The organism is Candidatus Microthrix subdominans, from assembly GCA_016719385.1.
Lineage (GTDB): Bacteria > Actinomycetota > Acidimicrobiia > Acidimicrobiales > Microtrichaceae > Microthrix > Microthrix subdominans.
In genome coordinates this window covers 794,710-815,311 of the sequence record JADJZA010000001.1, presented here as the reverse complement: position 1 = coordinate 815,311, position 20,602 = coordinate 794,710, and the positions used below count along the sequence as shown (strand labels likewise).

Below are 20,602 nucleotides of genomic sequence, written 5' to 3'. Positions count from 1 at the left end.
ATCCAAATTGGCCATTGACAGGGGTTCAAAGGGAACTTAGATTGCCTTCAACATTAGGCTCAGCTGAGCACGAATCAAGGAACCGGGTACCAACATGATCACGCGACTTTTACGCATATCGGCTATCGCCGCTGGCCTCACCATGGTCTTGGCAACGATGTCTATACCTGCATCCGCTGCGACCGCCAACGCCGGCGTCTACGGCATTGCCCCGCAGTCGGCGGGGTGGTGCCCCAAGGGACCAGGCCTTCTCAAGACCAACAAAGTCACCGAGGTTTGGTACGTCAACCACACGACTGGCAAGCAAGGTCGTGACGGTGGCGACGACATCATTTGGATCCCAGTGCGGACCGGCACCAGCAACAGCATCTCGTTCGGAGTCAGGTGCAGGTGGAACACACCTCAAGGATCCAACTACACAATTCGCCCCTCGCGAAACAAGCAGTCATGGTGGTTCACGTATCCCGCCGGAGCTCGTTCGAACTGACCAGTGATCCATCGCGAAGAGCCAGACGAGTCCAAGATTCTGGCCGAGCGGGCTAGTTGGTCCTGACCCGCCGGCAGAACTGGGAAGTTATGGTGAGCCCCGGAAACCGTCCGTAAGGCCAGTTTCCGGGGTTCGGCGCGCTTGGTCTCAAACCAGCCCTTAAGAGCTATCAGACCGCTTCGCCCAAGCCGTCAACATTGTCCCCACTCTACGCAACCGGTTGTTGAAACGGGTTAGCGGGCTCGTCAGGAGCAGTCATGTCAGCACGAAAACGTGACGAGGGGTTCAGTCGGATCCCTTCTTGTTCCCCGGCAACGCAGCTGTCGTCAAGCACGTCGGCGGTCACGAACGTGCGGGCACAGATCCACCACGTCGACGGCCACGACATCTGCCGGGTGCAGGTGGACCCATCCGGGTTCCCCGTCGACGCCACCGTCATCAAGCAGAAGCCCGACGGCCCCAAGGAGCAGCTCACCGAGTACTACGTGCGACGACTGAACGGCACCGTTGCCCTCGACGTGGTCGAGAAGCAGAAGTACCTCGCCCAACGCTGGCCCGCCACCCCCGACACACCCTGACCGATCAGCGGTTGAACTCCTTGTCCCACAGCATTGCGACGCCCTGCTCGGCCCAAAAATAGCCTTGTCGTTGGTAGTTGACGCGATATGATGCACCGTGATGCGAACGACCGTCGATCTCGATCCTGGAGCTTCATGCCGGAAGCCCAGGCCGAAGCTCGTCGTTGCCGCGTGTCGCTGAGTTCGCTCGTCAACGAGGCACTTCGCAAATCGCTCCGGCCCATGCCGCCGGTTGAGCGCGACGCCCTGACCGGCCTGGGCGTGGTCCAACTTGGCTACCCCGTGAGTTCCGATGACGTAGCGGATGCCCTCGACGACTGACGCGCTGCTCCTCGACGCCAACGTGTTGATCGCCGCCACCATCGTCGATCACGAACACCATGAGCGGGCGCGAAAGTGGCTCGGGGACAGCCGCCGATTCGCCACCTGCCCGTCGACCCAGGGTTCACTGGTCCGGTACCTGGTGCGAGTCGCGAGTGCTGAGCACGCACTCGACGCGCTGAGACTGCTGAATCAGAACGAGCGCCACGAGTTCTGGCCGGATCAACTTCCCTACAGCAACGACGTGCTTCTGGGCGTGGTCGGACATCGCCAGGTGACCGACGCGTACCTCGCTGCTCTTGCCGCCAGCCGAGGCACGAAAGTCGCCACCTTCAACCGCGGCCTGACGATCCTGCGAGATCAGCACACGTTTCTGCTTCCGTGACTGCCACCACAACGCCCTGGCTGCGTTCGTGAAGGTCGACGGGTCGGTGGCGGTCGACCCCGAGGTGGAGTTGACCCGCCTGAAGCTGCAAAAGAGCTTCGAGGGCTCGGTCACCCTGGACGGCACCGAGGGCGAGGTGACGACGAGCTTCCTCGAGTACACGGCGATGCTGCGCGCCCACGCCGACTCGGGCGAAACGTTCAAGCCGCTCGAGAGCGCCACGCTGAAGACGGTCGCTGCGTTCATGAACGGACGAGAGGGCGGCACGCTGATGATCGGCGTGGTCGACGACGGCACCATCCACGGGCTCGACAGCGACTACGCCAGCCGGTCCAAGCGACCAGGACTCGAGGGACTGGTTTCAACAGCACCTCTCCAACATCATCTCCACGTCGATGGGCGACGCCGCTGCCACCAACGTACGGGCCCAGATCCATCACGTCGACGGCCACGACATCTGCCGGGTGCAGGTTGATCCGTCCGGGTTCCCCGCCGACGCCACCGTCATCAAGCAAAAGCCCGGCGGCCCCAAGGAGAAGCTCACCGAGTTCTACGTGCGAAAGCTGAACGGCACCGTTGCCCTCGACGTAGTCGAGAAGCAGAAATACATCACCCAACGCTGGCCTACTATCCCCGAGCTTCAATAGCGGGAACGCGACCATCGACCCATTCAGTTCTCGGACGGAGACCGCCAATCCCCACACAAGCACGCCTGCTCAACGCTCTAGCTTCCACCCATCCAACGTCCTGCGCCTTTACGGCCGGATCGAGTGGAAGCCGCCCGCTCCCGGTGTGGCGCAAGCCTCCTTCGACCTACCAATTCAGCCGAGTCTTACGAGCCGACAACCGCGTGCCACCAGGAGATCTGAGTCGTTCAACGCCACGAAGAGACCCACTCCACACTCACCGGCCCCATCACCAGGCGTAGGATGCCCCTGTGAGCGACGAGCCAACATCCGGCGCCGACTGCCGCCAAGTCTTGGCCGAGGTCTTTGGCGCGTACAAGCAGGAGCGAATGAACCTCGACATGTTCGAGCACTTCATAACCCCGGGTTACTTCCCTGAACTCCGCACACGAACTCCTTGTGTAATGATCGGAGGCCGTGGGACTGGGAAGACCACGGCACTCTGGGGCTTAAGCTACGAGGGAACCTACATCCGGTCAGGGCGCAACGCTGGGCTCCTTGAGACGTCGGAGATCATCGGCGTCTACCTTCGGTGTGATCGCGCCGTGTCCCAAACCTTCTCTGGTTCCTCTCGGTCGGCCGAGGACTGGCAGAAGCTCTTCATTCACTACGTCAACCTCGTATTCTGCGACCTTGTCCTAGAGTTCATAGATTGGGCAGAACGGGAACTCGGTGACACTATACGCCTCTCGTCAGATTCACTTGAGGCTGTGCAATTGAACTTAGGCTTGACCTCTGAGACCATAGAGACAACATCACGAGGCCTCCAAAAGCGCTTGCGGACCCTCATCACTCAGCTGGAACTGGCGGTCAACAACAACCGGCCTTTGGCTGATCTCCAGCTATCGGTACTCGGCAAGCCGCTTGAGCCATTAGTCGCAGCTGTTTCGGCAGCCACGGCTAGCATCGTGCATGGCAAGGCAATAGCATTTCTGCTGGACGAATATGAGTCATACAGCGCAGAGCAACAACAGGTAGTCAACACCCTGCTGAAAAATTCGGAACTCGACTACACAATCAAGATAGCCGTTCGAGAACTCGGTTTCCATAGTCGATCCGTCATAGGCGGGGGCGAGCCCCTAATAGCGCCAGCGGACTTTTCTGTCATAGACCTAAGTCGCTTGTTGATTGGGTCACGTTTCAATTCCTTCGCGAAGGACGTCATACAAGCACGAATTGACGAATACTATCGCCAGACCGACACTTCAAACCCGCCCAATACCCGCATCCTCTTTCCCGACCTTACAATCTCCGCCGAGGCTGGTCTTCTGGGCGCATCTGGAATCGCCGCAGATGTCCGAAGTGAGATACTCGACAACACAGCTTCCTCTCGGGTCGAATCCTTTCTCGCCAGCTCGACCGACTTGGCGCTGGTGGTCCTAAAGTACTGGGCGGAGTCTGACGGAATCGGTTTGGCGACGGCGGCTGAACGGGCTGCAGCGAACTCAAAGAAGTGGGAATCTCGACTCGTCAACTATGCATACGCAAGCCTATTCACTCTCAAGTCACAGCGAGCCGCTAAGATTCGCAAATATTATGCGGGTTGGGACACCCTCGCCCTAATGTCAGCCGGTAATATCAGGTTCCTTCTTCTGATCGTCGCAGAGGCACTAAGGATGTCAAATGAAAACATTACTGCACCGGAGTTGGTGCCTGTAACTCCTGAGATCCAAACACTCGCGTCGCAAGCAGTTGGGAGCGAGCACCTGTTGGAGATCCGTGAGATTGACCAGGTGGGCCCGGATCTCCTTCGGCTTGCATTGGGCCTAGGACGCCTCTTCGAGACAATGGCTAGAGATCCTCATGGCCACACACCTGAGGTGAACGAATTCTATCTACCGCCCTCCGATCTCGAACAGATGAAGGCTGCCCAGCGCGCCCAGCTTGAGGATCTGCTCCGGGCAGCGGTCCAGCATTCAGTGGTTCTGAGGATCCCATCCAGCAAGAGACGAGATGTGCTTACAACACGCGAAGACGACTATTTGCTTCATCCAATTCTAAGTGCGGCGTTTGTATTCTCCCACCGCAGAAAACGCAAAGTATTGGTGCGGCCTCAAGAACTATTGGATCTCGTCACAGATCCGCGAACGGCACTTAGGGCGATCCTAACGCGCACGGGAAGAACCGGGCCTCCGACCACGGAGTTCCTACCTGATCAACTTGATCTGTTCAAAGATTATTTTGATGCTGGGATAGAGTAATGAATGTCAGCGCATTTAACGAAACAGCCGAAGACGGTGACATTTCGCAGCGAGCCTTCATCCTTGCTGATTCGGATGAGCCTCGTGGTAAACAAATTTCGGATATACTGCGAGCAGCTGCCGGAAACACGTTGGTCGTTCAACACGAGCAGCAGTCCAGACGGGAACTTCTCGATGTCGTCTCAGTAGTTGATGGCGCAGACCGGACCGACTTGGCGCTGCGTGACACGGCACAAGTGGCCGATTTCCTACGAGCCCAGACGTTTCCGGTCACAATCGACATTTCTTGTCTGCCTCATGCAGTTTGGTCCGCATTCGTCCGTGGTGCGGTCCATCATAAGGTTCCTCTCACTGCTTGGTATGTCGAGCCTTCAAGGTACGAGACCGAAGACGCTCAGATTCGCAATGGACGCTATTTGAGCCGGTCAGTGGGCGGAGCCGGACCGTTGCCGGGATTCTCGACGCTGGCAACTGGCGGGAGTGGCGATCGCACGATCGTGTTTCTTCTAGGGTTCGAAGGCTCTCGTCTTGGGCACATGGCGGCAGCGCTTGACGCTTTCGGGGCACGTGTACATGCGGTAGTGGCTGACCCAGGCTTCAAAGACGAGTATGTCGCCACAGCGATGAAAGGGAATCTTCAAGCACTATCCAGGCTAGGTATCGGCCCGAATGTACATTTGGAGCGGGTCCCAGCTAATGAACCACTCGAGGATCGTTAGGCTGCTCGATCGGTTAGGTAAAGACGATGGCTCCGAGATGATCGTCGTCCCGCTCGGGCCCAGGACGCATGCGCTCGGGGCCGTTATCTACTACCTACAGAGAGAACTAGAGGGTAACCATATGCCGAAACTTGTCTACGACCATGCGGTTCGCAATCCGCAGGGATCCAGCGGGATGGGCCGCATTTTCAGTTATAGCGTGCTCGGTCTAATCAGTGCAAGGGCTGATAATGTCGAGATTTGAGTCGCTGCCAGAGCCCCTTGTCGCGGCTGCGGCAAGGGGGGAACTCGTCCTGCTCGTAGGGTCCGGAATGTCCCGCCAAGCGGACCCTACTATGCCCAATTGGCGCCAGCTACTCGAGCGGCTTACCGACCATGCCGCATCCACGAATCGAGTTAGCGGCGAGGCGAGAGCTGAACTGTTGGAATTGATATCGGGCCAAAAGTACCTCGCTGTAGCTGAGGAGTTGCGCGAAGTCATGCCCCTGGATGAGTTCCGTGCTCAGCTCGAACTTGAAATCGAACATTACGTCAGGCCTTCTGAGGCCCACAAATTGCTCTGGGAACTTGAGCCGGAGATCGTTCTGACAACCAATTATGATCGTTTTCTAGAACACACATTTGCAGCAATTAGGGAGCGTTCTGTAAGAGTCTTGGACTATACACAGGCACCGCAGCTTCAGCGGCTGTTGCAGAGCTCAAGTCTCAGTTCCGAAGACCCCGTTGTGGTTCACCTACACGGTTCCGTCGCAGACACTGAGAAGGTCATTCTATCGGAACGAGATTATCGCCACCTGCTATATGAACAACCCGGCTATCGGATGGTGCTTTCTGCGCTCTTTATCACTCGCACGGTTCTCATGTTGGGTTTCTCTGTGGATGATAGAGAACTCCTTGCCCTTTTGGAGATGCTCAGACAGTCGCTCAAGGACGGAAGTTCGCCTGATTACGCTCTGATTCCAACTTCAGCAGGCTCGGTCTCGGCTGGGCGGCTTCGAAAGGACTTTGGAGTCGACGTGATTGGGTATGAGCCTGCTGACGATACCCATGCGGAGGTCATAGATTTTCTAACCACACTCAAGAGCGAGGCTGACGGATTGAGGGCGACGGGCCCGTAGATGGACCGCGACTTCTTCGAGACACCCAGTGCAATTGCTGGGGACCTCCATTTGGCGGTGACTGAGCCCGTCGGTGAGATGGTGCGCGGCGTTCTTGATCCGACTATTGGTTCAGGAGCCCTGCTCCTGCCCTTCCAGCGCCACCATCCCGACGTTCCATTGTTCGGGGTGGACGTGGATCCGAATGCTATCCGATTACTCGGGTCAAGCTTCCCAGGTCTTGAGCTTGATTGCTTTGACTTCCTCCATGCCAACTCCTCCAACATCCCCGCTGAATGGAAGACGTTTGGCGTAGATGCCGTAGTAATGAATCCGCCATTTTCCGAACGCGGGGCAGCGACTACGTCGGTTCGAGTATCCGGCCAAGAGATTTCCTGCGCCCGAAGTCTCGCCTTTGTGCTCCGGGCTACAGAGTATGTTGTAGATGATGGTGTTCTTGTATCAGTGCTCCCGTACAGTGTTCAGCACGCTGTTAAAAACCGCAAGGCGCTGGAGTATCTTCACTCTACTGGACAGATTGAATGGCTCACTTCTTACCCTCGCCGGGCATTCAAGGGGGCAGTCACTCAAACCAGAGTTCTTCGGTGGCGACGGGTTGCAGACACTGTTGCGGGGCCAAGTCTTGATAGACCCTCCGCGAAGTCCAGCCAAAGGATTCTTGTTCGTGGCTGGGTACCGATGCATTCTCGGAGAAATCGTCGAGGTCCGTGGCGTAGCCTTGTGCATTCAACAGATTTGAGTTCTCTCGTTCGTGAGCCAGAGATTGAAATGCGGAGGTGCCGGTCGGTGAGGTACCTCGCTGGACCAGCGGTTTTGCTCCCCCGTGTGGGCCGCCTCACTTCACAGAGCGTGGCCATTCTTTTAGCCGGCAGGACGGTATGCCTGAGCGATTGTGTTATCGCCATTGTGACGCCCAGCACAGACTCGGCCCGAGAACTCGCCTCCCTCATACGGTCTCGTCTCTCTTGTTTGAATGCTGAGTTCGAAGCTACCGGAGCGCCGTATATAACCTTGGAAAGACTGAATGGCTGGCTGGACCACCAGGGCTTTGGGGACCTCTTCCGCAAGAGTTGATCGATAGCAAGTCGCGTGGGACACCGTCCCGTTCGTTCGCATTCAGGCCGACAGTACCTACGCTCGGCGGAATTGTCTCTGAATCCTCGTTGAGGTTTGTTAGTTTTTTAGTGTTAAAAGACTTGATCCAGCGAGAGCTGATAACGCAAACGCTTAACAATCAAACGGATAGCATGATTTCCAATCCATCAAAGCACGATCGGGATGCGGGTGACTGGTTCCGATAGCGCCTGTCCAACATCATCTCCAGGTCGATGGGCGATGCCGCTGCCACCAGCGTGCGGGCACAGATTCACCACGTCGACGGCCACGACATTTGCCGGGTGCAGGTGGACCCCTCCGGGTTCCCCATCGACGCCACCGTCATCAAGCAAAAGCCCGGCGGCCCCAAGGAGAAGCTCGCCGAGTTCTACGTGCGACGACTGAACCGCACCGTCGCCCTCGACATCGTCGAAAAGCAGAAGTACCTCGCCCAACGCTGGCCCGCCACCCCCGACGCTCCGTAGGTAGGTGGCCCAGGCGCAGTTCGGCGCTACTCGGCCCGATCCGCGGCTCGACGAAAGTTGCCTCGTTCATACTCGTCAGCCTCAGCCTCGATCACCTGAATGGTGGCGTGTCGCCCGTCGAGAATGTCGGGCTCGCCAGTTGGCTTGTAGAGATAGCCATCGGCATCCGCCAGGTAGTCGCCGTAGGGGTACAGGGGGGTCTCGGGTGTTGGCCTCGGGGCGTTCCGTGGCGTCGTTTCGGGTAGAGCTGTGGTCATAGAAATCGGCCCGTGTGCTCGGCCTCAGCTTCATGGAGTGGATCACTCGATGTTCAGTATCGGACGGGATACAGACAATTTCCAGTAGCAGTCCTGACCGGGTTGGCCCGATCACAAGGACTCGTTCGTCAGGTCGGTCGGGGGGATCTGCCGCCAATGGCCAACTCCCGACTGCGTGGGAGAGAGCATGGAGAGTGTCAGCGTGCCCGACGCCGTGCCGCAGCGCCGACCCTTCCAACGCGTAGGTGACCTCCATAGGGCGAACCTACGAATGGACCGCCTGAACGACTATGGGCACCACTCCCCGGGGAGGACGATCTGCCCCAATCCGGCCAGCTCACCCACGTGATGCCCAGTATGTTGGCCCCATGAGCCGTCCAGCCCGAGTCACCAATGTGGAGTACCTCGGTGGCCGAGTGCTTCGGCTGTGTTCTCCGATGGCCTGGCTCGCGAATTGGACTTTGCCGGTTCGCTACCCGGCATGCTCGCCACCGTCGACGAGGACAGCGTTTTTGCGACCGCTTCGGTAGATCCGGTCGCAGGCACCGTCTCGTGGCCAACCGGTGTGGACCTCGATCCCGACGTCCTCCACGGAGACTATGAGTCAGCCGGTGCGGTGGACCCCCGACTGGTGTCGGAGTACCGACTTCAGGACGCTCGCTGAAGCTGTTCGGCAGAGCAGCCACGACTCAATCAACATCCGGCAGGATGGCGGCCGGCGTCAGCAAGTCCGAGCCTCGCACAGCCCTCGCCGGGCGCGACCTAAGACGCAGCTGACATCGGTCCGTACTTCTGCTGAGCGGCTTGCTTGCTCACGCCGAGCATGGTTGCGATCTCGGACCAGCTTCGGCCGTCCTGCCGAGCCGCTCGCACCGCCGCCCACAGCTCGTCGGCCACAGCGTTGCGCTGATCGACAACCTTCGCAATGGCTCGTAGCGAACCAGTTTCAGCTTCCTTGAGATCTTCGAACTCGACGTTTTCGGCCCACACTTCCAGCGCCGCCGCTTGTTCTGCTCGGGACTTGGTCATGGTTTCCACCATCCTCTCAGGAACTTGTCTCTGGCCGGCATGGCTTGAATCACGACAGCGTCATCGCCGTCAACCACAACCCCAACTTCCAGTGGGTCAGCATTGAATGTGGGGCCGATGTACATGGTGACCGCCGGATCTTCGGTCTCGAAAGACCGCCAGTGATTTCGATACGCGTGGATCATGTCGTCGTCGGAGACACCGTGCTTGCGGGCGCTCGCCTCGATGTCCACTAAGGCAGGGTATGTACGTCCACCTGATTCGTCAACACGTCTTGACGACTGCCGTCGACTCCAGCGGCAAGCTTCCGGCTGATCCTGGAAAGGGAGTTTCACCCGGGCGTACGCGACATGGCCTCGACGCCCCGGAGGACAGTCAGCAAGATTCGGTGGCTTGTCCTCTGAGGTTGAGAGGCGCAGACTGACGGGTGCCGAAGTCTTTGACGACGGAAGTGATTCCCGGAACCCGACCGGACGGTCGGTGTCCGGGTTTTGCGCGTCTACGCAGAGTTCTTCACTACTGCGGGCGCAACGGTGATTCGCTGTCGTTCTTCCACATTCATGGCGCTGCTCCTGGCCTCGGTGACGAGCCGATGTCCCCGGTCTCGTCCAGGTGCACCAGCTGCCGCGCGATTGCCCATCGCCGAGCCGCCGGCTCTTTGCGTTTCGACTCAAACACCATCGTCGTCACCGGCAGTTTCGCCATGATGGACAGCAGCTTGTGGCGACGAGACGGCTTCTCAGTGTTGAGGACCACCCCATCCCCACCCAAGCTGTCCCAAACCCAGGCCCCCATACTCACCTCAGCTGGCGGTCAACATCTTCAACGGGCCCAACTCACCATCAGCAACTATCTGAAGCAGGTGAAGGGAACCTTGAACGATCCCTCCATCTACGCCTACAGCGGCCTGACCAAGATGACCGTTCGATCAAGCGGTGCCTGCGCCAGCGAGCTGACACAGGTGCACAGGCCATAGCCGTCGATGTGATCGGCGCGCTCAAGGTAGAACCACCCGCATCCGATTCCGGTCGGGCCGAGCCGGAATCGAGGCCCTCTGCAATGAGCCCGCTGGGCCGACGGACGGCCTCGTCCTGCTGGTCGCGGCGAATGAGGTCGCGAAGGTGCTCGCTGGTGTTGCTGCTCACGCGGCCACGTTGATTCGCCCAACAACTGTTGTCAACCGTTCCGGCGCATGATGAGCGGTGGGGCCGGTCGCCGGGCTCAGGTGATCTTTCAAATGGACTGTTGCCGGAGTCGGCGACGTACACGGTGCCGTCGGCGCCAACCGCTACACCAAACGGTCGGTTGAACTTGGCAGCGGCGCCAGCTCCCTCGGCGAACCCAACGCTGCTGCGAACACGGCGGCGCCCACCGAGTCGAGCACGTGGGTGGCTGTGATGGCCGGGTCGTAGACCACCAACTCATCCCCCACCGTTCGGACGACCACGCCGTCGAAGCGCACCGGAGCGGCCTTCGAGTCGCTTGCATGCGAGCGAGCCAGAGAATGTAGAAAAATGATTCGTCGAGTAACGAGATGTCTTTAAATGCCCCCACGATCACTCGGGATCGGCGGCCCCTTGGTTCACGACGTCCTCCGGCGCCAACTGGCCGCCCCGTTCGTACTCGTGGGCGTAGTTGGCGCCGAGTAGCGCCTGTGCTCGCCTGCGCACGGCGTCCGCATCCTCGTGCTCCCGCTGTGCGGCCAGGGCGCCGCTCTTGCGCCGAAGCTGATCCGCAGCGCCGAGAAGCCGTGCGGCCCACCGCCCGTCGCCCGACGCAGCCGTCGCAGCGGCAAGGCCAACCAACGCTACGGCCAGGGCCCGGGGCTGCCCGGCCAGATGGGCGTGGCGGAAGCTCTGGCGCTGCCACTCGATCGCCCGAGAGGTATCACCTCGAGCGGTGGCGACGAAGCCAAGGACCGAGGTCGACGTGGCCAGGCCGACCGGAACGTCGAAGGCGGCCGTGGCACGGGAGAACGAGCCGGAGAACCGAGGCCCGGCCGCGTCGTAGAGTTCGAAGGCAGCCAGGGCGGCATTCTCGGCCTCGTCGAGGCGACCGCCACGTCGTCGCAGATCGCCCAGCGCGTTGAGCGCCATGGCCCGCACCGGCGCAGCCTTGAGGTCCGAGGCCAGCGACATTGCGGCCCGCAGGTGTTGTTCGGCCGCTGCGTCGGCTCCGACCAGCACCGACGAGGCACCCAGCCGGGCCAGCAGGGCAGCCTCAAAGCGGGCCATGCGCAGGTTGGTGACGATGTCGAGCGCCTCGGACCGCTGGGTGATCGCTGCGTCGATGGCGCCGGTGGCCTCGTCAAACTCGGCCACCAGGTCAAGGCAGACGGCGGTCATGAACTCGTCCCCGGCCAAACGAAGCTCGGGAATCACCCTGCGGAGCAGGGCCTCGTGCGAGGCGGCGTCGACATCGCGACGAAGGGCCAGGCCGGCCTGCAGCCAGGTGCGGAACGCTCGCACCCACGGGTCGTCCGCCGCCCCGCTGAGCACCTCGTGCGCGGCGGCGAGGATGGCAGCCGCGCGCCCGGTTGGCCCGCCTCGGTGGCGATCTGGGCCCGGAAGCTCATGGCATAGGCCTCGAAGACCGGGCCGGCGTGGGCTCGAAGCAGTGCAATGCCCTCGGCGAACTGGGCATCGGCGTCGTCGGCGTTGCCGCTGAGATAGCCGAGGAAGCCTCGCCACATCAGGGCCCAGCCGAGGGTGAACGGAGCGGTCGCACCGGGGCAGGCAAAGGCCGACTCGAGCCACCGATAGCCCTCGCCAACTGTGCCCGTCACCCAACGGTGCAGCGCCAGGTCGGCCGCGATGCCCAGCGCCACCTCCCGGTCGCCAAAGTCGATCGCCCGGTTGAACGCAACCCTGACGTTGTCCCGGTCGGACTGCATGGCGTGGTGCCAGGCGCGCTGATTCCGCCCCTGGAACGCCGCCCGACCCCCGGTGCACAGCCGGGCGTAGTGGCTGCCGAGGCGGTCGAGCGCCTCGTCCAGTTCCTCCCGCTCGATCAACCGCTCCCGCCCGTACTGCCGCAGCGTCTCGAGCATGCGGTAGCGGGGCTTGCGGCTGCTGCGGTCGACTGTGAGCAACGACTTCTGCACGAGGGCCGCCAGCAGATCGGCGATGTCATCGCGTTGCAGCGGGTCGGTGCCGCAGATGGCCTCGGCGTCATCGAGCACGCAACCCCCGGCAAACACGGATAGGCGCTCGAAGAGGCATCGTTCGTCGTCGTTCAGCAGGTCGTAGCTCCACCGCACGACGGCCTCGAGCGTCGCCTGGCGCGCCGCCGCCGTGCGGGACCCGCCGGTGAGCAGGTGAAAGCGGTCGTCGAGCCGCTCGGCGATCTGGGTGACGGAGAAGGCACGTGCTCGAGCCGCTGCGAGCTCGATGGCCAGGGGCAGGCCGTCCAGCCGGGTGCAGATGTTGTCGATGACGGCTGCGGCCTCGCCGTCGGGTTGGAAGCCGGGGTCGGCTGCGGTCGCCCGGCGGGTGAACAGCAGGGACGCATCCGCCGGGGTCAGCGGCGGGATCGGCCACACCTGCTCGCCCGGGACCAGCAGCGATTCCCGGCTCGTGGCGAGGACGTGGACGTGCTCGCTCGCCGAGAGCAGGTCGTCGACGAACGCCGCTGCCGCGCCCACCAGGTGTTCGCAATTGTCGAGCACCAGCAGCACCCGGCGGTCGCCACACCAGTCTCGGACGCGCTGCTCCGGGGCATCGGCAGACTCCGCGATGTCGAGCGCGGTTGCCACCACAGCCGCTACCAGAGCGGGATCGGCCACCGGTGCCAGCTCGACGACGAACGTGCCGTCCCAGCTTGCGTGCGTGGCCCGGGCCACCTCGACGGCCAGCCGCGTCTTGCCGGCACCGCCGGGGCCGACCACCGTCGCCAGGCGGGTCCGTTGGAGCAACTCGGAGACGTCGCTCACCTCGCGGTCGCGCCCGATGAGCGGCGTCAGCGACGCCCTGAGGTTGCCGTTGCTCCGGCCCGACGACGGCGCCGGCACGGGCGGGGCCGGATCGACGAGCAGCGCCGGGTCGTGTCGCAGCACGGCCGACTCCAGGCGTTGCAGCTCGGGTCCGGGTTCCAGCCCGAGTTGCTCGGCCAGCGATGCGCCCGTCCTGGTAGACCCGCAGCGCGTCCCGCCTGTCGCCCGGCCCGATACAGCGCCACCATCAGCTGGGCCCGCAGCCGCTCGCGCAGGGGATGCTCGGCGACCAGGGCGTTGAGTTCGGCGACGAGTTGTGCGTCACGTCCCATGGCCAGCTCGACGTCAACCCGCTCCTCCGCGAGCGCCAACCGAAGCTCGTCGAGGTGAACGATGTGCGACCGGGCAAAGTCGTCGGAGGCGAAGTCGGCGAGGGCTGGGCCACGCCACAGCCCCTCCGCCGCTGCGAAGTGTGCCAACGCCAGCGGGAGATCCCCGACGGCCACCGACCTCCTGGCAGTCGCTGCGAGCGCCTCCAGCCGGCTTGCATCGACGTCGACCGGGTCGACCGCCAGCACGTATCCGGACGGTCCCAGCACCACCAGATCCGGCGATCCGAGCGCCCTGCGCAGCTTGGACACCAGCCGCTGGAGTGCGTTGGTCGCCCCGGCCGGCGGGTCGTCCTGCCAGAGAGCCTCGGCCAGCCGGTCGGTCGACACAGCCCGTCCCGCGTCCAGGGCGAGCATCGCCAGCACGGCGCGGAGCTTGGAGCCGCTGATCGGAAGGGGCCCGTCCTCGCCCTCGATCTCAAGTGGGCCCAGGAGTCTCACCTGCACCAGCCGGACGCTACCGGGTGGGCGACGGAACGGGTCCTCGGTCGCCACGAGGCCGTGAGGTCAGCAAACGGTCAGCTGGGGTCAGCGGTTGGGTGCACCGTGAACGGAGACCCACGAGCAAGGAGTCCATCCCATGACCAACCTGATCGACGCAGCCCGACGCCCGTCCGAGCCCACAGGCGGACACCCCAGGATCGACGGGGCCCCTCCGAGCCGATTCGGATTTTGGTCCTCGCTGAGCTGGGGCCGAAGGGGTGGCCCTCGCCGGGGGCATCGCCTACCTGCTCACCTTCGTCTTTTCGATCCCGACCCTGGGCATGAAGGCGCCGCTGGACGACCCATCCTTCGTGCTCGGGGTCGGGTCGTCGACGTCGGTCGTCTGGGCCGGCCTGTTTGACGTGCTCACCGGGTTCGCCGGAATCGCCACGGCCGTGGCGCTCTACCCGGTGATCCGCCGCCAAAGCCGGCGGTGCTCGCTGGGCTTCCTCGCCTCCCGCACGCTCGAAGCGGCACTCCTCACCGTCGGAGCCCTCAGCCTGATGTCGATCGTTACGCTGCGTCTCGACGGCACCGGCACCCCCGACACTCTCGTGTCGATCGCCCACGCGTTGCTCGCATTCCACGACTGGGCCTTTCTCTTCGGGCCAGGCGTCATGTCGCCGATCAACGCCCTGCTGTTGGGCACGGTGATGTACCGATCCGGGCTGGTGCCACGCTGGATCCCCGCCCTGGGACTGATCGGCGCACCCCTCGGGCTCGCCTCCGCCGCCGCCACGCTGTTCGGCGTCTGGGAGCAGGTGTCCGGACCCGCCACGCTCGCCATGGCACCCGTCGCCATCTGGGAGCTCTCCCTGGGCATCTACCTCACGTTCAAGGGGTTCAAGCCCTCGCCGCTCACCGACGAGATCGTGCCCTCGGACGCCTGCGCCGTCGCAGCATGAGGACGCCACCCGCAGCCGAAACACCCAGCATGTCAGTCGTGCAGGTGGGCCAGGGCGCCATCGCGATCGAAAATCATCAGCACCTCGGCCGGGCGGTCGACCGCCACGACGGCGTGCGGCGTCATCGTGGAGAACTCGGCCGACTCCCCGGAGCTGACGACATGGTCGACACCACCGAGCGTCAGGCGGACCGTGCCGTCGAGGACGAACATGAAGTCGTGGCCGGGGTGAACCTGGGGCTCCGGGTCGGGGGCGTCGGGCTCGATGCGCATCTTCACCGCCTGCATGGCGCTGCCGGGGCGGGACAGCGTCCACACCGACATCCCTGGCGAGTGGTGCGGCTCGGGCCGAATCACGACCTCGTCGTGACGATCGTTGGCAATCAGCTCGTCGACACTGACGTCCAGGCCCGCGCCAGGGGACGAGCACGTCGAAGCTGATCGTGCGGCGCCCGGTTTCGATGCGGCTGATCGTCGAGGCCCCGACGCCGGTCTTGGCCGCCAGGTCGTCGAGCGACCAGCCGAGGTGTTGGCGGATCGCCCGCAGGCGGGACCGCACCAGATCGTCGACCGGTTGCGTCATGCGGTCCACACTCGCATCATCTTGCGAATACTGCAAGGTACTTTGCATTTATCGACAACCGACGTAGCGTCGGCGCCATGAACACAACGATCGATGTACTCGTGATCGGCGGAGGCGCAGCCGGATCTGCCGCCGCCCTGCAGTTGGGCCGGATCAGGCGCTCGGTGGTCGTCATCGACGGCGGCGAACCCCGCAATGCCCCGGCCGCGCACATGCACGGCTACCTCGGACACGACGGGCGGCCACCCGGCGAGTTCCTCACGACCGCACACGCCGAACTGGCCGCCTACGGCGTCGACGTCGTCGGCGGGCGGGTCACCGGCGTGGTCGAGGACGGCGACCACCTGGCATGCACCTGCGAGAACGGTGACGTCTACCGGGCCCGGCGGGTGGTGCTGGCGACCGGGCTGACCAACGTGCTGCCCGACATCCCGGGCATCGCAGAGCACTGGGGCGACCGGGTGATCCACTGCCCCTGGTGCCACGGCTGGGAGGTGCGCGACCAGCGGATCGCAGTGACCGACACCAGCGGCATAGGCACCCACCAGGCACTGCTGTTTGCCCAGTTGAGCGACGACGTGACGTTGATCCGCAACCACGACCAGCCGCTGACCGACGACGACGCCGAGAGGTTGGGCTTGGGCGGCGTTCGGGTGGAGCATCGGCAGGCGACCGGCGTCGCCGAGCACTCCGGCGCCCTGGAGGTGGCGCTGGAAGGCGGGTCGATCACCGTCGACGCCGTGGCGGTGGGACCGCAATTCGAACCGAACGCCTCGATGGTCGAGGCACTGGTCGACATCGGGGATCACCCCTCGGGCATGGGCCGCCACGTGCTGGCCAACGACCTGGGCCAGACGAGCCACCCGCTGATCTCTGCCGCCGGCAACGTCCTCAACCTGGCCCGGACACGCGAGGCGGAGCGACGCGAGTGGGACGAGCGCTACGCCGGCCACGACATCGCCATGTTCAGCGGTCGGCCCAACGCCGCCCCTGCTCGCCGAGGCCTCGCACCTGCAGACGGGACGTGCGCTCGATGTCGGATGCGGGGAGGGTGCCGACGCCATCTGGCTGGCAAAGCAGGGCTGGGACGTCACCGCCACCGACATCTCCGCCGTCGCCATCGACCGGGCCAGGGCCGCCGCCGACGAGGCGGACGTGGACCCAACCTTCACGGCCGTCGACTCGGTCGTCGATCGGCCGGCGCCGCAGGCGTTCGACCTCGTCATGCTCGCCTTCCCGCGCTGAGGCGGGCCCCCGGGCTTACGTCGTTCCCCGGGATCGCCGACGCCGTGGCCCCCGACGGGCGCCTGCTGCTGATCGGCCACGTTCACGACGAGGCAGCGCTGGCCGCGGCCGCTGGGCACGGGTTTAACCCGGACGACTACCTGTCGGTCGACGACATGGTCACCCTGCTCGGCGGCGAGTTCGACGTCGAAGTGGACGAGCAGCGCCCCCAGCCACGCTCACCGGACGGCGGCCACAACCACACCGACCGCGTCGTCGTCGCACGCCGACGGACGTCCTGAGGGAAGTGAGGATCCCTCCTCTCGCGTCATCCAGCAACGCGATAGGGGGGATCCTCGCGCAGGTGGTTCAATCCGCCAGACTGGGTCGGTGCGCGACGAACTCACCGAGGCCGGTGCGCGAACCATTCGAAACTGCACAATCTTTTGGTCGCGGTGCTCATCGCACAGGGCGCCTGGATCTCGCTCTTCGCCACCATCGGCCCACCAATCGGTTGCGCCCGCCCAGAGGCGACCGGTACACCGGTTGCATGAGCACCAACGCCGCTACTCCGATCCAGATCGTCATCGATGCGACCGACCCTCTCGCCCAGGCCCGCTTCTGGGCCGATGCCCTGCACTACGAGGTTGAGGACACCACCGATCTGATCAACCGTGTGCTCGAGGCCGGGCTGGCCACACGAGACCTCATCCACGAGGACGGCGGACGCCTCTACTGGAACGACCTCGTCGGCGTCGGCGACCCCGGCAAGGCCGGGCCGCGCCTGCTGTTTCAACGCAACCCCACGGCCAAGACCGGCAAGAACCGGCTGCACCTCGACCTCAACGTCGGCAACGACCGCAGGGACGGCGAGGTCGAGCGGCTCCAGCGGCTTGGCGGCGAGGTCCTGTACGAGATCGACGAGCCCGGGGGCCATCACGTGACGATGGCCGACCCCGAGGGCAACGAGTTCTGCGTGCAGTAGTCCCCTCCGACAAACCCATTGACATGTAACCTTTTGGTTTCCTATTGTTCAGGCATGGAACTGGTGTTCAAGGCGCTGGCCGACCCGACACGGCGGGAACTGCTCGACGAGCTGTTCCGGCGCGACGGGCAGCCGCTGAATGCCTTGGTCGAGCGTTTCGACATGTCCCGCATCGGGGTGGCCAAGCACCTGCGTCTGCTGGAAGAGGCAGGGCTGGTCGTCACCAAGCGACGGGGCCGCGAGAAGCTGCACTACCTCAACCCGGTTCCCATCCGGCTGGTCCACGACCGCTGGGTGTCCAAGTTCACCGAAGGCTGGACCGCCGGCCTCGTCGACCTCAAGGAAGAACTGGAGCACACCATGGAAAAGGTTTTCGAGATCTACATTCGAACCACGCCCGAGCGGCTGTGGGAGGCGATCACCGACCCGAACATCAGGGCGAAGTACAACTTCGGGGCCGGCGTGAGATCGGACTGGACGCCCGGCTCCTCGTTCACCATGGCCCACCCGAACGGCTTGGACCTGCTCGGCGAGGGCGAGAACCTGGAGGTGGAGCCACCCCGCAGGCTGGTGCAATCGATGCGGGCGCTGTGGGGGCCCGAGGTGATCGCCGAGGGAACCAGCCGGGTCACCTGGGAGATCGAACCCGTCGGCGACTCGTGCCGTTTGACCGTCACCCACGACCAACTGCGAGAGGGCGCCAACGACCAGCTGTTCGGCGGCTGGCCGATGATCCTCTCCGGCCTGAAGACCTGGCTCGAGACCGGCGAACTGCTCACCACCCCCGGCTCGATGATGTACCAAGGGAACGGGCACCCGGGAGCTCGCGCTGACAGAGCGTCGCCCTGATCAGCGGGTCTGTCGGGCTGCGAGCACTGCCTTCATGGCGCCGTCGACGGTCACGTGGAAGTGATCCGGCCCGAGGCGATCGACCACACCGTCCGCCGCAAGTACCGCTCGCACGTCGTCCTTCATGCGGGCGAAGTGGACCGTGATCCCCAGGTCGCCGTCGACACCCGCCAAGCGGTCGAGTTCGCCGACACCCTGTGAGTCGATGAAGTTGACGGCCTCGAAGTCCAAGATGACATCCTCGATCGGCGGGTCGGCATCGACCACCTTGTCGCGCAGTCGGTCGGTCAGCACCTCGGTCGTGGCGAAGTAGAGGCCGCCATCGAAGCCAAGCACGAGAACCCCGGGGTAGGTCTCGTCGTCCGGGTACTGCTCGAGCGGGCGGAACGTGGTGGTCCCAGGACGACGGCCAAGCTCGGGGGTCGGGGGGCGAGCGTTCACGTACACCAGCCACCCCAGCGACAGCACGATCCCGATGATGACACCGGCCAGCACTCCGCTGGTCAACACTCCCAGGATCGCGCCGATAGCGATCCAGAAATCGACACGCGCAACCCGCCAGAGACGGCGCATCTCGGCAACGTCCATCATGCCGAACACCACTGCGTCGATGATGATCGCCGCGAGCACCGGCTTGGGAAGGTCGGAGAACAGCGGTGCGAACACGAGCAGCGTCAGGATCACCATCGCACCCGTGACGACCGAGCTCATCTGGGTGCGCGCCCCGGTCGAGTCGCTGAGCGAGCTTGCCGACAGGCTCGTTGAGACCGGCATGCCTTGAAACAGGCCGCTCCCCACATTGGACATGCCCTGGGCGAGCGACTCCTGGTCGACGTCGATTCGATACTTGTGCCGGGAGGCGAACATGCGGGCGTCGCCGGCGGTCTGAGAGAAGCCGATCAGCAGCAACGCAATCGCAGCGACGGTGATCGTCGGAAAGTTCTCTGTAAACACCGACAATCCGGGGAACGCAGGCGCCGGCACGCCGCGAGGCACCTCACCAACCGTCGCCACGCCGCGATCCGCCAGGTTGAACACCTGGGCCGCCACGAGACCGCCCACCACCAACACCAGCGCTCCGGGCACCCGCGGCCAGATGAACCGCATTGCGAGGATGGCCCCCAGAGCAACCGCGCCGACCAGCAGCGTGGTGCCATGGAAGGAGTCGAGCGAGTTCCACCAACTGGCGAACTCGCGCCAGCTGTTCTCACCCGACGCCTCCGTACCGGTCGTCTTGGGCAGCTCACCGACGACCACCTCGATCGCAGCGCCAAACAAGAAGCCGGTGATCACCGCCTTGGAGAGGAACCGCGAGATCCACCCCATCTTGAGCACCGACAGCGCGAGGAACAGGACTCCCGCCATCAAGGTCACCGCCGCAACCAGCTGTGGGGCCTCGTCGGCCGGCAGCCCCGTCGTCACCACTGCGCTGGCGGCAACAGCGGCGATCGCCGAGCTGGGGCCGGTGGAGATCTGGCGCGACGTTCCGAAGATCGCGTAGATCAACGCACCCGCAGCCGCGGCGTAGAGCCCGTTCTGGATCGGAATGAGGGCGATCCCTGCGTAGCCGAGCGCTTTTGGCACCACAAGGGCCGACACGGTCACGCCGGCGATCACGTCGTAGCGCAGGTCGGATCGCTGATACCTGGGCAGCCACTCGAAGATGGGCAGCAGGCGCTTCACCGGTGGCACCCCACCCGGGTGGGTTTGAACGAAGCGAACGTGGACCACCACGCAGCCCAACCGCTGGGCTCTGATGTGGTTCCGTCATCCTCGGACATGTGCCACCATCCGCATCGTCGCGTCGCCAGCGGAGCCGACCGCGACCTGGAGGTCGATGTCGAAAAGCGTAGCCCACGACTTTCCCGTCGGAGCACGAAAAACCGACGTTGG

The 20,602-nt window shown here is 63.6% G+C and carries 21 protein-coding genes and 3 pseudogenes; 15 read left to right on the top strand and 9 right to left on the bottom strand.

The features are described from left to right. Positions 1–744: 744 nt before the first annotated feature. From IPN02_03875 to IPN02_03835, 9 genes are all read left to right on the top strand, one after another. Complete coding sequence (locus IPN02_03875; protein MBK9296011.1) at positions 745–1,065, top strand: hypothetical protein; 321 nt, start codon at positions 745–747, stop codon at positions 1,063–1,065. Positions 1,066–1,200: 135 nt separating this feature from the next. Continuing rightward, positions 1,201–1,386, top strand: a complete 186-nt coding sequence (locus IPN02_03870) for a hypothetical protein (GenBank protein MBK9296010.1) — start codon at positions 1,201–1,203, stop codon at positions 1,384–1,386. Then, a complete protein-coding gene (locus tag IPN02_03865) occupies positions 1,370–1,771 on the top strand; it encodes a PIN domain-containing protein (protein MBK9296009.1) in 402 nt (133 codons plus the stop codon). The genes IPN02_03870 and IPN02_03865 overlap by 17 nt, the downstream gene beginning before the upstream one ends. Positions 1,772–1,799: 28 nt before the next feature. Beyond that, positions 1,800–2,246, top strand: coding sequence for an ATP-binding protein (locus IPN02_03860; GenBank protein MBK9296008.1), 447 nt, complete (start codon positions 1,800–1,802; stop codon positions 2,244–2,246). Continuing rightward, a complete protein-coding gene (locus IPN02_03855; protein ID MBK9296007.1) occupies positions 2,236–2,418 on the top strand; it encodes a hypothetical protein in 183 nt (60 codons plus the stop codon). The genes IPN02_03860 and IPN02_03855 overlap by 11 nt, the downstream gene beginning before the upstream one ends. Before the next feature lie 290 nt (positions 2,419–2,708). Beyond that, positions 2,709–4,658 carry a hypothetical protein gene (locus IPN02_03850; GenBank protein ID MBK9296006.1) on the top strand — a complete coding sequence of 650 codons (1,950 nt, stop codon included), beginning with the start codon at positions 2,709–2,711 and terminating at the stop codon, positions 4,656–4,658. A gap of 1,198 nt (positions 4,659–5,856) precedes the next feature. After that, positions 5,857–6,495: an SIR2 family protein gene (locus tag IPN02_03845; protein MBK9296005.1), complete on the top strand. Its 639-nt coding sequence runs from the start codon at positions 5,857–5,859 to the stop codon at positions 6,493–6,495. Then, positions 6,496–7,569 (top strand): methyltransferase, encoded by a 1,074-nt coding sequence (locus IPN02_03840; GenBank protein MBK9296004.1) that lies wholly within the window; start codon positions 6,496–6,498, stop codon positions 7,567–7,569. A 254-nt stretch (positions 7,570–7,823) separates the two neighbouring features. Continuing rightward, positions 7,824–8,075, top strand: a complete 252-nt coding sequence (locus IPN02_03835; protein MBK9296003.1) for a hypothetical protein — start codon at positions 7,824–7,826, stop codon at positions 8,073–8,075. Between the two features lie 26 nt (positions 8,076–8,101). Here the strand turns inward: IPN02_03835 and IPN02_03830 are convergent, their stop codons facing one another. Next, a complete protein-coding gene (locus tag IPN02_03830) occupies positions 8,102–8,332 on the bottom strand; it encodes a hypothetical protein (GenBank protein MBK9296002.1) in 231 nt (76 codons plus the stop codon). Positions 8,333–8,759: 427 nt separating this feature from the next. Between IPN02_03830 and IPN02_03825 the strand changes: the two genes are divergently transcribed. Further along, the gene (locus tag IPN02_03825; GenBank protein ID MBK9296001.1) at positions 8,760–8,996 is read left to right on the top strand and encodes a DUF2442 domain-containing protein; all 237 of its coding nucleotides are present in this window, start codon (positions 8,760–8,762) and stop codon (positions 8,994–8,996) included. Between the two features lie 98 nt (positions 8,997–9,094). Here IPN02_03825 and IPN02_03820 read toward each other — a convergent pair whose 3' ends face one another. The 6 genes and pseudogenes from IPN02_03820 to IPN02_03795 form a co-directional block, all read right to left on the bottom strand. Further along, positions 9,095–9,373, bottom strand: a complete 279-nt coding sequence (locus IPN02_03820; protein MBK9296000.1) for a hypothetical protein — start codon at positions 9,371–9,373, stop codon at positions 9,095–9,097. Next, entirely contained in the window at positions 9,358–9,546 is a 189-nt protein-coding gene (locus tag IPN02_03815) for a hypothetical protein (protein ID MBK9295999.1), read from the bottom strand. Before IPN02_03815 ends, IPN02_03820 begins: the two co-directional genes overlap by 16 nt. A gap of 1,059 nt (positions 9,547–10,605) precedes the next feature. Continuing rightward, positions 10,606–10,713, bottom strand: a pseudogene (locus IPN02_03810) (hypothetical protein). A gap of 204 nt (positions 10,714–10,917) precedes the next feature. Further along, entirely contained in the window at positions 10,918–11,742 is an 825-nt protein-coding gene (locus tag IPN02_03805; GenBank protein ID MBK9295998.1) for a hypothetical protein, read from the bottom strand. Further along, on the bottom strand, positions 11,739–13,415 hold the full coding sequence (locus tag IPN02_03800) for a hypothetical protein (protein MBK9295997.1): 1,677 nt from the start codon (positions 13,413–13,415) through the stop codon (positions 11,739–11,741). Before IPN02_03800 ends, IPN02_03805 begins: the two co-directional genes overlap by 4 nt. Next, positions 13,319–14,128 carry an AfsR/SARP family transcriptional regulator gene (locus IPN02_03795; protein ID MBK9295996.1) on the bottom strand — a complete coding sequence of 270 codons (810 nt, stop codon included), beginning with the start codon at positions 14,126–14,128 and terminating at the stop codon, positions 13,319–13,321. The genes IPN02_03800 and IPN02_03795 overlap by 97 nt, the downstream gene beginning before the upstream one ends. A gap of 254 nt (positions 14,129–14,382) precedes the next feature. Here IPN02_03795 and IPN02_03790 point away from each other — a divergent pair, with 254 nt between their 5' ends. Next, positions 14,383–15,069: a DUF4386 domain-containing protein gene (locus IPN02_03790; GenBank protein ID MBK9295995.1), complete on the top strand. Its 687-nt coding sequence runs from the start codon at positions 14,383–14,385 to the stop codon at positions 15,067–15,069. A 32-nt stretch (positions 15,070–15,101) separates the two neighbouring features. Here IPN02_03790 and IPN02_03785 read toward each other — a convergent pair. After that, positions 15,102–15,660: pseudogene (locus tag IPN02_03785) on the bottom strand (helix-turn-helix transcriptional regulator). A 68-nt stretch (positions 15,661–15,728) separates the two neighbouring features. On the opposite strand from IPN02_03785, the pseudogene IPN02_03780 reads away from it, so the two are divergent. The 4 genes and pseudogenes from IPN02_03780 to IPN02_03765 all read left to right on the top strand — a co-directional run bounded on the left by IPN02_03780 (position 15,729) and on the right by IPN02_03765 (position 18,709). Next, positions 15,729–16,238, top strand: a pseudogene (locus IPN02_03780) (NAD(P)/FAD-dependent oxidoreductase). A gap of 286 nt (positions 16,239–16,524) precedes the next feature. Further along, on the top strand, positions 16,525–16,896 hold the full coding sequence (locus IPN02_03775; protein MBK9295994.1) for a methyltransferase domain-containing protein: 372 nt from the start codon (positions 16,525–16,527) through the stop codon (positions 16,894–16,896). A gap of 529 nt (positions 16,897–17,425) precedes the next feature. Continuing rightward, a complete protein-coding gene (locus tag IPN02_03770) occupies positions 17,426–17,860 on the top strand; it encodes a hypothetical protein (protein MBK9295993.1) in 435 nt (144 codons plus the stop codon). A gap of 54 nt (positions 17,861–17,914) precedes the next feature. After that, entirely contained in the window at positions 17,915–18,709 is a 795-nt protein-coding gene (locus IPN02_03765) for a metalloregulator ArsR/SmtB family transcription factor (GenBank protein ID MBK9295992.1), read from the top strand. On the opposite strand, the gene sulP is transcribed toward IPN02_03765, so the two are convergent. Beyond that, positions 18,710–20,401, bottom strand: coding sequence for a sulfate permease (sulP, locus tag IPN02_03760; protein MBK9295991.1), 1,692 nt, complete (start codon positions 20,399–20,401; stop codon positions 18,710–18,712). It abuts the gene before it with no gap. Positions 20,402–20,602: the final 201 nt, after the last annotated feature.